Origin of the sequence: Treponema zioleckii (genome assembly GCF_014737315.1) — a bacterium.
GTDB lineage: Bacteria > Spirochaetota > Spirochaetia > Treponematales > Treponemataceae > Treponema_D > Treponema_D zioleckii.
Genome location: NZ_JPUF01000009.1, coordinates 34,892 through 47,645 on the forward strand (window position 1 = coordinate 34,892; position 12,754 = coordinate 47,645).

The 12,754-nt window shown below is 42.1% G+C and carries 13 protein-coding genes; 8 read left to right on the forward strand and 5 right to left on the reverse strand.

The annotated features are described in order from the left end of the window. Nucleotides 1-59 precede the first annotated feature (59 nt). The 3 genes from JI65_RS03840 to JI65_RS03850 all read left to right on the forward strand — a co-directional run bounded on the left by JI65_RS03840 (nt 60) and on the right by JI65_RS03850 (nt 2,270). Nucleotides 60-1,253, forward strand: a complete 1,194-nt coding sequence (locus JI65_RS03840; protein ID WP_191014062.1) for a Crp/Fnr family transcriptional regulator — start codon at nt 60-62, stop codon at nt 1,251-1,253. A gap of 12 nt (nt 1,254-1,265) precedes the next feature. Continuing rightward, the gene (locus JI65_RS03845; protein ID WP_191014063.1) at nt 1,266-1,799 is read left to right on the forward strand and encodes a hypothetical protein; all 534 of its coding nucleotides are present in this window, start codon (nt 1,266-1,268) and stop codon (nt 1,797-1,799) included. A 90-nt stretch (nt 1,800-1,889) separates the two neighbouring features. Continuing rightward, entirely contained in the window at nt 1,890-2,270 is a 381-nt protein-coding gene (locus tag JI65_RS03850; RefSeq protein ID WP_340138428.1) for a DUF192 domain-containing protein, read from the forward strand. 9 nt (nt 2,271-2,279) lie between these two features. On the opposite strand, the gene JI65_RS03855 is transcribed toward JI65_RS03850, so the two are convergent. The 3 genes from JI65_RS03855 to JI65_RS03865 form a co-directional block, all read right to left on the reverse strand. Beyond that, complete coding sequence (locus JI65_RS03855; RefSeq protein WP_191014064.1) at nt 2,280-3,425, reverse strand: tetratricopeptide repeat protein; 1,146 nt, start codon at nt 3,423-3,425, stop codon at nt 2,280-2,282. Between the two features lie 198 nt (nt 3,426-3,623). Beyond that, complete coding sequence (locus JI65_RS03860) at nt 3,624-4,526, reverse strand: PilZ domain-containing protein (protein WP_191014065.1); 903 nt, start codon at nt 4,524-4,526, stop codon at nt 3,624-3,626. Between the two features lie 107 nt (nt 4,527-4,633). Further along, a complete protein-coding gene (locus JI65_RS03865) occupies nt 4,634-5,713 on the reverse strand; it encodes a hypothetical protein (protein ID WP_191014066.1) in 1,080 nt (359 codons plus the stop codon). A gap of 77 nt (nt 5,714-5,790) precedes the next feature. Between JI65_RS03865 and JI65_RS03870 the strand changes: the two genes are divergently transcribed. Continuing rightward, nucleotides 5,791-6,993, forward strand: coding sequence for a vWA domain-containing protein (locus tag JI65_RS03870; protein ID WP_191014067.1), 1,203 nt, complete (start codon nt 5,791-5,793; stop codon nt 6,991-6,993). A 142-nt stretch (nt 6,994-7,135) separates the two neighbouring features. On the opposite strand, the gene JI65_RS03875 is transcribed toward JI65_RS03870, so the two are convergent. Continuing rightward, nucleotides 7,136-7,429, reverse strand: coding sequence for a tetratricopeptide repeat protein (locus JI65_RS03875; protein ID WP_191014068.1), 294 nt, complete (start codon nt 7,427-7,429; stop codon nt 7,136-7,138). Between the two features lie 300 nt (nt 7,430-7,729). Here JI65_RS03875 and argC point away from each other — a divergent pair, with 300 nt between their 5' ends. Next, nucleotides 7,730-8,677 carry an N-acetyl-gamma-glutamyl-phosphate reductase gene (argC, locus tag JI65_RS03880; RefSeq protein WP_191014069.1) on the forward strand — a complete coding sequence of 316 codons (948 nt, stop codon included), beginning with the start codon at nt 7,730-7,732 and terminating at the stop codon, nt 8,675-8,677. A 418-nt stretch (nt 8,678-9,095) separates the two neighbouring features. On the opposite strand, the gene JI65_RS03885 is transcribed toward argC, so the two are convergent. Next, nucleotides 9,096-10,595 carry a glycine hydroxymethyltransferase gene (locus JI65_RS03885; protein WP_191014070.1) on the reverse strand — a complete coding sequence of 500 codons (1,500 nt, stop codon included), beginning with the start codon at nt 10,593-10,595 and terminating at the stop codon, nt 9,096-9,098. A 289-nt stretch (nt 10,596-10,884) separates the two neighbouring features. On the opposite strand from JI65_RS03885, the gene JI65_RS03890 reads away from it, so the two are divergent. From JI65_RS03890 to JI65_RS03900, 3 genes are read left to right on the forward strand one after another with little or no spacing between them, the layout of a single operon-like run. Further along, entirely contained in the window at nt 10,885-11,559 is a 675-nt protein-coding gene (locus JI65_RS03890) for an HAD family hydrolase (protein WP_191014071.1), read from the forward strand. A gap of 35 nt (nt 11,560-11,594) precedes the next feature. Beyond that, the gene (locus JI65_RS03895; protein WP_191014072.1) at nt 11,595-12,395 is read left to right on the forward strand and encodes a hypothetical protein; all 801 of its coding nucleotides are present in this window, start codon (nt 11,595-11,597) and stop codon (nt 12,393-12,395) included. Nucleotides 12,396-12,415: 20 nt separating this feature from the next. Further along, nucleotides 12,416-12,730, forward strand: a complete 315-nt coding sequence (locus JI65_RS03900; protein ID WP_191014073.1) for a DUF3969 family protein — start codon at nt 12,416-12,418, stop codon at nt 12,728-12,730. Nucleotides 12,731-12,754 lie beyond the last annotated feature (24 nt).

Consider the following 12,754-nt stretch of genomic DNA (forward strand, 5'->3'; position numbering starts at 1 on the left):
GGTCATACCGATATAAAGTTGTGGGTAATTTGGATTTAGACAAACATGGGTGGTCATAAGTGTTACAGTTATCATTTGTAAGTTTTAAAAAAGGAAGTTTCGTAATTGTTGAAGGTAAAGCGAATGCCGATCGTTTTTATATAATTCAGAATGGTCGGGTAATGGTTTCTCGTTCGAACGAGCTTCCTGGTTCAACACCGGAAGTTCTGGGGCCTGGCGACTTCGTAGGTGTAGTTTCGTGCATGTCAGGAAATTCTCAGATTGAAAGTGCGGTGGCAATGACCGATGTTGTTTGCATCGCAGTTCGACGTGACCAATATTCTGAACTTATAAATAAAAACAGCGCTGTTGCTATGAAGATTATTCGAACATTCGCAAACAGAATGCGCACTTTGAACGAAACTTTGATGCAGCAGACTTTGAACAATTCTGCGGTTGATACTCCTGAGCAGATTTATCAGGTTGCAAAATACTATGACGAGGACGGCAGCGATTCCATTGCTTGTTTTGCCTACTATCAGTATTTGAAGGCTGACAGAAACGGCCAGTTTGCAAAAGACGCGACCGTTCGTCTCGCAAAACTCAAGCCAAATTCTGAGGCCGTATACTTTGAGCCGACCTCCGATCTTATGAGAAAATATCCTATGAACACGATGATTTTTTCTGAGTCGCAGACTGGAGCTGATATGTTCATTATCCAGAGCGGTTCTGTAAAAATCTCAAAAGTCGTTGACGGTACGGAAGTAATTCTTGCTATTTTGAAAAAAGGTGATATGTTCGGAGAGATGGCGCTTCTGGAAAATAAGCCTCGTTCGGCTTCTGCTATTGCTGCTTCTGACTGTCAGCTTATGACCGTAAACAAGCAGAACTTCAACAACATGGTAGCCACTCAGCCACAGTTGATTGCAAGGCTTACAACCACTTTCTCTGAGCGCCTTTGGAGTCTTAACAGACAGCTTACGAATTCACTTTTGCATGCCGACCCTGTTGCACAGATGATTGACATGCTGGTTTTACAGCTTGAAAAAACTAATTTTGATTTTGATGCAAGGGCTTCATACGAGACGCAGTTCTCGCCGAATGATATTGCGACGATGTGCGGTCTTTCCAAGCAAGAACAGGCAAAATGCTTGTATAAGTTTATGACATTCCCGCTTATTTCCGTTCAAAAGAATAAGATTGTCGTAAAACAGCGTGATGAATTGTTGAAGCAGTCACTCTTTTATAGAAAGAAGATTTCCAAAGGCATGTAAAGTATGAAAGATATGAATAGATTGAAAATCCTTTTTTTCTTGCTGATTTTTTTTCTTTCTGCTTTTGCATACTCGCTTCCGAATGGATTTGGAAAAGTTCAGCTTGGAATGAGCGTGGATGCTGTAAAAGAAGCCTTGAAAAATGACCGTCAGTTTGGTTACCGTGGCGACAGGGACGTTTCTCTTTCTCCGTCAGACGGGCAAACTTTAATCGAGACGGATGCGACGTATTCTTCTTTTTCTTATCTTGACCGGTGCTGGTTTCAGTTTGCGGACGGAAAACTTTATGTAATCACGATAAATCTTGATTCTTCAAAGATTGACCACTATTCTGTTTTTTCAAAGCTCTGCGAAAAGTACGGAAATCCAAACGATATAAATCCTAAAAAATCGCTTTGGAAAGATGGCAACGTGATGATGTCGCTGGAAAAGCCTCTTACTCTCAAATATGTTGACCAGAAGGTTTTTGACAGTCGTCAGGAGTCTTCCAGCATCGAAAAAACTTACGGTGAAAAAAATCGAGAGACATTTTTGGAAGGACTTTGATAATGATTTTTAAAATCAGATTTTCTGCTTTTTTGTTTTTGTCTTTTATCTGTTTTTTGTTTTTCTTGCAGTTCTTCATCTCAAAAAAAATTGCCTTCCAAACAGTTTTCGATTACTTGTGCAGACGGAAAAAATGTGCTCGTAAATGCCGAAATCGCCGACACTTACGAGACCCGGCAGCACGGGTTTATGGAACGCAAGTCGATTCCTGACGGAACGGGAATGATTTTTGTTTTTGATCGTGATCAGATTCTTTCGTTTTGGATGAAAAACACTCCAACGCCTCTTTCGATAGCTTACATTGATTATACCGGAAAGATTCGCAATATTTTTGATATGACTCCGTTCAGTCTTTCTAGCGTTGTGAGTACCGTGAGCGTCCGTTATGCCCTTGAAGTTCCGCAGGGCTGGTTTGAGCGCGCGGGGGTAAAAATCGGCGATGTCGTCAGTCTTTCCCCGCTTTCAAATTAATTGTTAAACCTAAACGTCCAGTTGAGCAAGCTCTGCGGCTGCAATTTTGTCGTCCGGATTGTATTCGAGTACGGTCTGGAAGTATGCTGCGGCTTGTGCCGGATTCCCTTCTTTTAATGCAAGATAACCCAAATTCGAAATGATTTTTGTGTTTTCAGGCTCACTTTTAAGAGCCGTATTCAGACAGTTGCGCGCGCCTTCAAGGTCGTTAAGCTCGATGAGACAGATTGCAAGTTCGTTGTAAGTGTCGCTGGTCTTGCCGCCTTCAAGCGTCAGGGCTTTTTCAAATGCCTGTTTTGCTGCTTCGAAGTTTTCTAGCCGTCTCATTCCCCATCCGAGCATGAACCAGGCGTTCCATACGTTTGGATTCTTTGAAATGAATTTTCTGATTTCCTGAAGTCCTTTTTCTTCTTCACCTCTGGAAATCAAATCGTATGCGGCTACAAAATGGTCGTCTTCCATGTTTCTGTTGGAAATATTGTTGACCATTTCTTGAGCGCGGTTTTTCTTGTAAATTCCGTTTTCGCCCAAATCTTCGTCTTTCATGTCGCAGGTAAGGGCGATATAAGTTTCAAAATTGCTTTTGGCTTCGCGGTAATTGTGCTTTTTGAGGAAATAGAATCCTGCGTTAAAAAATGCGTCCGGGAGCGGCGGCTCTGCGTCCAAAGCGTCCCTGTAATAAACTAGGGCATCTTCGTCGTAAGCGTCTGCATCGTCTGTTAAGCCCTGACGGCGGTAAGCATCTGCTCGCTGATCAAAAAACAACGCCGTGTTGAGCACCGTAACCATGTCTTCCGGGTCATATCCACGCAAAGCACTGAAAATTTCTTCTGCCAAATCAAAATCTTCGTTTTTTGCTTTTAAGATTGCTGCTTCCGTAAGCTCTTTTTGAAGGTTAGGGCGTGCTTCTTTTAGGAGCGTTCTGTAATATAGAATGTGCTCGTTTTTCGGGTCGTAAGCCATGATTGTGAGCAAGCCTGACAAAATCTGTTCGGGCGTGAGTTCTTTTGGATCGAACGTTCCTGGCGCGTCACTGTCTTTTTGCTGAACTGGAAGCGGAATTGTCGGGTCGATGTGCATTGCGTTTTTTGAAAGACTGAAATTCTCTGGCAAGTTGATGTAATAAATCGTGTCGAGAGGGCTTGTAGGATTCATATTTTGTTCCTTAAAAATAAAAATGTAGGATAAAAGATAAAAAAAGGAGCTGCCTAAAAAATTCTAGTATTCATCATTCGGCAAAATCTTTTTCTATCTTCCTTAGGCTGTTTCGCACCTTTATAAAATAATAAAAAAAATACCTGAATGACAAATTTAAAACTTTTTAGGAAGCTCCAATTTGCAAATCAAAAACGTTTATTGAGCGGCTCCATTTATAGGCGCTGCTTTTTGCTGAGCTGCCAACGCCTCTTGCTGGGCAGCCTTCTGCATTGCAATTTGATCTGTTGCCGAAAGTTGTGTTTTTCGGACGGAAGTAAGGTAATTGTTGATGTGCAACTTGAAGGAAAGCGGAATTACGTTCTCGTCAAATTTGATGCTTGCCGAGCAAATGTCTTTTCGCCCTTCGATAAGGTCTGCAGAAACAACGACACCTCTAATAGAAAGTGTTTCGGCCGGCTCCTCAAAATCCATTCTGATTACGGCTTCCTTGTTTGCAAGGTACTGCGAGAGACCGATAAGAATTACTTTTGCACCAGAGAAAGAAACGTCTCGGAGAATACAATGGCGCGGAACGCCTTGAACGATTACAACACATTCTTCCTTTGACAAACCGAGTTTTCGCTTGCTATCTTCGTTGATTACGATTCGTTCCTCACGGCGACGGATTGCGTTTGCGTTCGCTTCCAAAAGACGACCTGTAATTTCGATAAAGTCATCCGGCGGACGCTGTGTATATGTGATGGTCACTACCGCCAAATCTTTTGAGTTCATGTACGGTGTGATTTTTGTAACTTTGCCTGCAATGAAGAAATTTACGGCCTGTCCGTCATCATGAAAAAAACAAAGCTTTAAGTTGACTGTCGGCGGGTCTTTTATTGCCAAAGCTGCAAAAGCCCCACTTTTTACTCCAATGATAATCTTTGCTAATTGGAAAGAAGTTGAATTTATGATACAAGGCCACTGTCCGCTATTGCATTTTACGTAGACCTGACGGGGGTCAAGTTTTAATGTTCGTATAATATCTTTTGTGAAAGTTATTTCAGTATCACGGTATTGGTCGTAATACTTTGTTAACTGTTGGCTTGTTGCAATACCCATATTTAGAAATATTATCTGATAATGGCTTAATCGTCAATTAAATTTAAGGATTTAGACATGACAACCGAAGTATGAATTTTGCAAAGTTTGCCTTCAACAATTCATTATCAGTGATTTATCAATGAATCTGCGTCTTTTTTCTGTTTTTCAATGTTCCTTTCCATGATGTAGCTTATGAAGTGGTCTTCCAGCGTGTTGTGCGGACCTGGAATGTGCAGTCTTCTTCGTGCCCTGGCATTGTCCCGTCGCACGGAATATTGCTGGAAAAAGTCCCGGTAATCTTCACTAACGTCTGTTGTGACCGCTTCGCCCAAAAATGAAGAAACTTCGTCACGTCCGATGGCAGAAATCTTTTTTTCGCGCAAAATCGATTTTAATTTTGAAATCTGCTCGTAAGAAAGCCCGAAAAGAAATTCTTCCATTGCCTGATTCACGTCCGGCTCGCTGAGTTTTGTCTTTATAAAATCACTCCAGTTTTCGTCGAGCTGAAACGAAATCATAATCAGTTCGCTTGTTCCCATCATCGTGCCGAATGCAGGAGCTAACCGCGTGCGGGCTGTCCAGACTGATTGCAGGACTGGCGAAATGTCAGAGATGTTCTGATCTGCGCGGTGTTCCCAAAGAAGGAGCAGCGAGAGCGCAAGCTGTCGCCTTAAATCAACAGGGATATTTGAATCTTTTATGAGATTCAGGTACACATCTTCTGCAAGCAACAAAAACATCATAGAAATTGTTTCATTGTGAAGAGCGTTTGAAAGTTTTGAGTTTTCATCCGCCTGTTTTGAAAGACGCTCAAGACTTGCGAATGTGTGAAGTTTTGCGACGAGAAATCCCTTGCCCAAAGTTGCTTTTGACGGCAATTGCAAAGTTGTGTCACCGTCCCGCTTGCTGTTTATGAGAGAATCGATGAGTGAGTTAGGGGTTCTGGAACCGCCTGTAAGGTCTGCCCGCTCAAGGAGCGACGGAAATTTAGCTATTGCTGCCGCAAGGTTTTTTAAATCTTGTATACGTTTTTCAAATTTGTCAAAACGAGTATAATTTATTCCCCCGAGTTTTTCTCTGAGTTCTTGTACCAGCTGTTGCTGCCTTTCTGAAAAAACAACAATCCCTGTATCCTGGGAATCCTCGGTTTGTGTCTCTTCTCCAAAGAATTCTTTTATGTCTACTGGAGTAAATTCTGTGTCCATTTTATTTTCGCTCACGAAAGACGATTATAGCACAGTTTGACCTAATTTCAACTATTGAAATAGCCGATTGAAATAGCATGAAAAGAATTTTCCGAATAATTTTTATGATTTTTCTCAGCAGTGCTCAAATTTTTGCTGCCGAAAACATTTTGCTTCACAGCGAGGATGTTCGAGTCAGCCGTGACATTGATGAAAAAACTGGCTCGGTGAAAGGGTATCATCTTTTTATCCGAAAAAAAACTGGAATTGAATCAGTTTTGCTGACTGAGACTACGAAAGATCCTAACGGAAAGGAAGACAGTTATGCTTTTCGCGCGCTGGAATTCAATGAAATAAACGGAAATGAGAAGCGTATGCTGAACGGGAAATTTCTTGATTCGCCGGGAGCGCGTTACAGCCTGATTGATTCGACTGCGGAGGCTGACAGTGTTTTTGGCGAGGCTTTTCATATTTATATTCCGAACGAAATCGCTTTTGGCTATGCTTGGACTCGTAACGGCAGCGTAAAAATCGGTCGGGGAACTTTTATAAATATTCGTTCCTTCCAAAAAAAATATGCAGATTATAACGGCGACTTTGCGGACAACCCGTTCATGTTTGATTTTGAAAAATCTGTTGAGAGTGACGAAGTGTCTGTGCCGTCACTTTTGCGTGACGACTACAATCCTGTTGCCGCCGACAGTTTTAAAAGAATTGCCGAAAGCGGGGAAGGGGACTTTACTGTTTCGGACGGCCCTGACTCGCTTGTTGACGATTTGATGAATTCAATAGAAAAAATCAACTCTCGCGGGAACGTGGATATTGTTTTTGTACTTGATGCTACTGGCAGCATGAAAGATGATGTTGAAAAACTCCGAGCGGATTGGATTCCGCGTCTTGAGTCGGCTATGAAAAAGTTTAAGGATTTTCGTGTGGCACTTTTGCTCTACCGGGACTACGAGGATTTGTACAACACTAAAGGGCTTCCGGTAAAAAAATACGAATTTACTGGCGATTTGAAGGTGTTCCGAAAATGCCTGTTCAATTTTGGAATAAAAGGAGATGAGGGCGGAGACGTGCCAGAAGCCGTTTACGAGGGCTTGTACGCTGCATTGGATTTTTATGACTGGCGCGACGACGCTGAGCGCAAAGTGATTCTCGTGGGCGACGCTGAGCCTCATCCAGAGCCGCGCGGAACCGGAAAATATACGAAAGCCCTAGTTGAAGAAACTGCAAGAAAAAAGAATATAAAAATCGATACGATTATTGTTCCAGACAACAAAGAAGACCGCGGAAGATAGATAAGTGCGAGCCGCGGCGGCGAGCACAAAAGTGCACCTCTTGTTTGCAAACTTCACTATGAATCGAGAGTTTTCGTTAGAAAACTCTCGGGAAACGCTAAAGTAAAATTTGTAGATAAAAAGTTTGGTTTTAGCGTTTCCGTTAGCGTTTCTCTATTTTTTCCATTTCGATTTGTGCGAGTTTTTGGTATGCCGGAGGAAGTTCTCCAGGGAGCGTGTTTGCGTACAAGTCGAGAAGTTCCTGAAAAATCGGTTTTGCCGCTTCATATTTTTTTTGCTTCATATAAAGGTGCCCGATTTCATATTTTGATTCTATGCAGACAGCCCTGTCGTCTGGAAAGCGTTCGAGAACGGCATTGTAGTAACGGAGAGAGAGTTTGTAGTCCGAATGTTCAAAAGCCGTCTGTCCTTGCTGGATAAGTTGTTGTGCCGTCAAGTCATTTGGGATTGGTTCGTTTGAGGCACAGCCAAAACATGCGAGTGACAAAAAAAGTCAAAATTGTGATGTTTTTTATAATTGAATGTTTCATAACGTTAGATTAACATTTTGATTCTAAAAAAGATACAGGATATGTACATTTAAAAGTCAACTTGTAGAATCTGTTAATACTTCCTCTACGGTGGAAGGGATTCTAAAAGATAGCTTTTTTGTATGAAAAGGCAAAGCAACGCATAATGCAAATCTTGCCACTGAAAATTTTATTATGTGCTTGAAGTGTCTAGAAAGGGGGCTAGTATGGCAGTAAAGGTTTTTATTGACGGAAAAGAGGGAACGACCGGACTCAAGATTTTTGAGCGTTTTTCGAAGCGAAATGACATTGAGATTTTGCAGATTGACGAGGACAAAAGAAAAGATCCTGAAGAAAAGCGAAAGCTGATTGATTCATCGGATTTTACGTTCTTGTGTTTGCCTGACGCAGCGGCGATTGAAAGCGCAAATCTCTGTACGAATCCAAAGACAAAGATTATTGACGCTTCCACCGCTCACCGAACGAATCCTGATTGGGCTTACGGCTTTCCTGAGCTGTCTCCTGACTTCAGAAAGAGAATCGAAACCTCAAACAGAATTGCAGTTCCTGGCTGCTATGCCAGCGGATTTATTGCTTTGGGCTACCCTTTGGTTCAGTCTGGAATCATGCCAAAAGACTATCCTGTGGTGATTCATGCGGTTTCGGGGTATTCTGGAGCCGGAAAAAAGGCGATTGCGCTGTACGAGGCTGAAGGTCGAAATCCTGAACTTGACTCGCCTCGTCTTTATGCGCTTACCCAAAGCCACAAGCATCTTCCTGAGATGAAGAAAATCACCGGGCTTGATTTTGAGCCGATTTTTAATCCTTACGTGTGCGACTATTTTGAGGGAATGACCGTTACTGTTGGATTGCACGCGCGACTTCTCGCAAAAAAAGTGACTGCGAAAGACGTTTGGGAAATGATGGCTTCTCATTACGAAGGCTCTAATTTTATAAAAGTGGCTCCGTTCATGGGCGAGGGCGTTTTGAGCGAGCCGTTCATCCCTGCGAACACGCTTGCCGGCACGAACAACATGGAAATCTTTGTTTACGGAAATGACGAGCGTATTTGTCTTACGAGCCGGTTCGACAACCTCGGAAAAGGTGCGAGCGGAGCGGCGGTTCAGTGCCTTAACATTGCGATGGGAATTGATGAAACGACAAGTTTGATATAAAAACAACGCATTATAGACTTGTAAGTATAAAAAAAATAGACGTCCACTACAAAAAAGCGACGTCTGCCCAGCCAAGCTGAAGGTAATAGGAATCCGACTTCGCTCATTTCACTCGCTTGCGAACCTTCAGAATGGCTCCACAGCCGCTTGCTTTTTTTCTCGTTACCGCATTTTTTTTGTCTGGTTTTAAAGCTCAAAATCTAGTGTAAAGGTCATAAACAAAACAACAGTAAGCAGCCTGCAATTTACAAACTGCCCACAGTGCCATGTTCAGTTTTGCTTGCAAAACTGATAGGAACAACAAAATTGTTCTAGCAATTTACAAAGTGCCCCACAGTGCATATTCAGTTTTGCCTTGCAAAACTGATAGGAACAACAAAATTATTCTATGTAATTTACAAAGTGCCTAATGTTGTTCCTATTTTACAAATTCTTTTTTGAGGAAGTCCAAATCCAATTCCGGATAGAGGACGAATTTGCTCAAAAGTGCCTGAACGCGTTTTGAAGCGGCTTCTTTTACGGCCGGGTCAAGATTGATTTTTCCTTTTGCAGGTTTTCCTTCTTTTGTAAGTCCCGGTTTTGTTCCTTTGAGAACGAAGTCGATTATTGAGGCAACTTCCTTCATTTCATCTTCTTTCATTCCCAATGTGGTGAGGGCCGGTGTTCCGAGGCGGAGACCAGAAGTCCACCATGCGCCGTTTTTATCGTATGGAAGTGCGTTTGCGTTTACTGTTACGCCACACTCGAACATTGCGGCTTCTGCCTGCTTTCCGGTCAAGCCGTAAGAAGTAACGTCTGCGAGCATAAGGTGATTGTCAGTTCCGTCGGTCTGCAAGCGGACTCCCAAATCCTGCAAGGCCTTTGCGAGTGCCTGTGCGTTTTTAACGACCTGATGAGCGTATTCCTGATATTCTTTTGTGTTTGCTTCTTTGAATGCGAGCGCTTTTGCGGCCATTACGTGTGGGAGCGGGCCTCCGAGAACTGTAGGACATCCCTTGTTCACGTAGTCTGCGAATTCTTTTTTACAGAGAATCATAGCACCGCGAGGTCCGCGGAGTGTCTTGTGCGTTGTTGTTGTAACAACGTCAGCCCATTTTACAGGGTCGTAGTCACCGGTGAAGACTTTACCGGCAACCAAGCCTGCAAAGTGCGCCATATCTACCATCAATACTGCTCCGCATTTGTCTGCAATCTCGCGGAATCGTTTGAAGTTAATTTTTCGCGGGTAAGCTGAATATCCGGTCAAGAGGATGAGTGGTTTTACTTCCATTGCCTGCTTTTCGATTGCGTCGTAGTCGAGAAGTCCTGTTTCTTTGTCAACGCCGTATGGGTGTGACTCGAACATTCGTGCTGAGACGTTCATTTTGTATCCGTGGGTGAGGTGTCCGCCGCAAGAGTAGTCCAAGCCCATGAGACGCTGGTTTCCGAGGCGTTTTCTCAAAGCGTCGAACTGTTCGGCTGTAAGGTCGTTGAGTGATTTTACGCCAAGCTCTTCGAGGGCAGGGGCTTCAACTTTTGCAGAGAGAATTGCCCAATAAGCTACAAGGTTTGTGTCTGCGCCTGAATGTGGCTGAACGTAGGCATAGTCTGCACCAAAAAGGTTTTCCGCTTCTCTTGCCGCGGTCGATTCAACAGCGTCAACGTTTACGCAGCCGCCGTAGTATCTGTGTTCCGGGTAGCCTTCTGCGTATTTGTCGGTAAGAATGTTTCCCATTGCTGCCTGAACTGCAAGAGAACTGTAATTCTCTGAGGCGATGAGCTTCAAGTGGCTTCGCTGATTGTCGATTTCATTAACGATGTCAGCGGCAATTGATGGATTTACAGATGCAACCTGCTGGAGGTTTGCAACGTAAGCTGTCATTGCAACGTTCGGTTTGCCGTTACAAGCGGAAAGATAGTTTTCCAATGGTGTAGCCATGTCTTTATCTCCGTAAAGAAAAATTTTTTATATCTCTTCAAATTTTTTACAGCTTTGAAGATGCGACTATTCTATAGAAAATCAAGACGTGATTCAAATGGAAGTGTGAATTATGAATTATGAATTATGAATTATGAATTATGAATTATGAATTATGAATTATGAATTATGAATTATGAAGTGTGAGTTTTTTGATTCTTGATGCTGATGAGTGGCGGGGAAAATTCAAGTGATTTTAGTAAAAAGAAAACTGATTTTCTGCTTTGCAAAATTGTTGTAGAATACCGCCATGAATTTACGGATAGATGATTTTAAGTGTGCGATTTTCGATTTGGACGGAACTCTTTTGAACTCAATGCCGTTCTGGCACACTGTTTCGGACGACTATCTTCGTCGCCACGGAAAAACTTTTTCGCCGGCACTTTGGGACGAAGTTAAGCGGCTCACTCTTACGGAGACCGCGGAGCATTTTGTAAAAAATTACGGAATCACGGACTCCATCGAAAAAATCTGCGAGGAAATTCGCCTTATGATTTTTGAGGCATATTCGAAGACTCTTTTGCTGAAAGACGGGGCCAGGGAACTGCTCGAAAAACTGAATTCGCTCGGAGTCCCGTGCGTGCTTGCCACCGCTACAGAAAGGAGCTGTGTTCTTGCCTGTTTTGAGCGGCTTGATTTGCTAAAATATTTTAAGCACATTTTTACGTGCCTTGATTTGAACACGAACAAACGCGAGCCGTTGATTTTTTTGAAGAGCGCGGAAGTTTGCGGGGCAAAGAGCGAAGAAAGCCTTGTTTTTGAAGACGCGCTCCACTGTATTCGAACGGCAAAAAAAGCCCGGTTCAACGTGTGCGCAGTTTACGACGAAAGTAGCGAGGAAGTGACCGAGCCTCCAGAAAGTGACTGGAAACGAATCCTTTCCATTAGCGATTATTCCGTAAAAAGCCTAAAAGAACTGCTTTAACTTTTCTTTCTGCAAAGCAGGCTTAGTAAATAAAGATGAAAATCACTGACCTAACAAACGAAAAATACAATGAAAAACTTTTCCTCGTAATCTTACTAGGAGCTGTTGAAACTCTCATAAACGGGCTGATTGACGTGGGGGAATGTAAGTGCATTCTGCCGTTGGAGACACTTGAAAGTAAGCATTTTAATTCAAGACTCCTGCATGTGATTTATGACCTTCAGAATCTTGAAAAACAAAAATCCATTGAATCGGTTGATTTTATGCAAAATCTAAAAGAGCTCAAAGAAAGAATTTTGTCTCTAATGGCGGAATATGATGACTATAGTAATGAAAAGTGGCTTAGGGTCAAAAATGATGTCCAGGCGTTTGAACTTATTGATTCCTGCCAGCATACCAACTATGGATTTGTTCATTACGCAACTGTCAGCGACTTGTATAACTTGGCGAAGAGGCTGAAATCAATTCAGTCAATTCCTAAATATATATTAATCACACCTCATTTTGCTTTCCAGGAAAAGCTGATTCCGTTTGATGAATATGTGTTCAATATCGTGGCACATACAAGAGTAACTGAATCAGACAGAAGAAAATATTATGAAGCGTTTGAAAATTCTTCCAGTTCCGAAATGAATTATGCGATTGATTGCGTTAGGAAGAGAAGGTTTATTATTGAGCGTGGAGATTTTGCAAGCTATATTAATTGCCTTGAAATGATTCCTGAGTATTTAAAAAATTTAATTGACCGCATTCTGCCAATATTAAAATCAGAACATAATTTTCAGGAGAAAGATTTACTGTATGGAAATGTATGTTTTGAAATTTTTTGCGAATGATTTTTAATAGGAACTGGAAAATGACAGTAAAAGAATTTACAAACGAAAAATACAACGAAAAATGCTTTTTGATAATTCTTCTCGGCACAATCGAAGCTCTCATAAAAAAATCAATAACGGTTGATGAATGTCAGAGCATTCTTCCGCTGTCCGCCGCAGAAGAAAATCATTTTGATTCAAGAATACAAAACATAATTGAACGCTGCTACGAACTTGAAGACTTTGATGGCTCACAGCGAAATGAATATGAAAACAGTCTTATTGAATTAAAGGAAAGTACAATGGCATTGCTTTCGGAATACGCAGACTACAGCAAAATAAACTGGATGCAATAGTAAATTGTAGTATACGCAACCGAA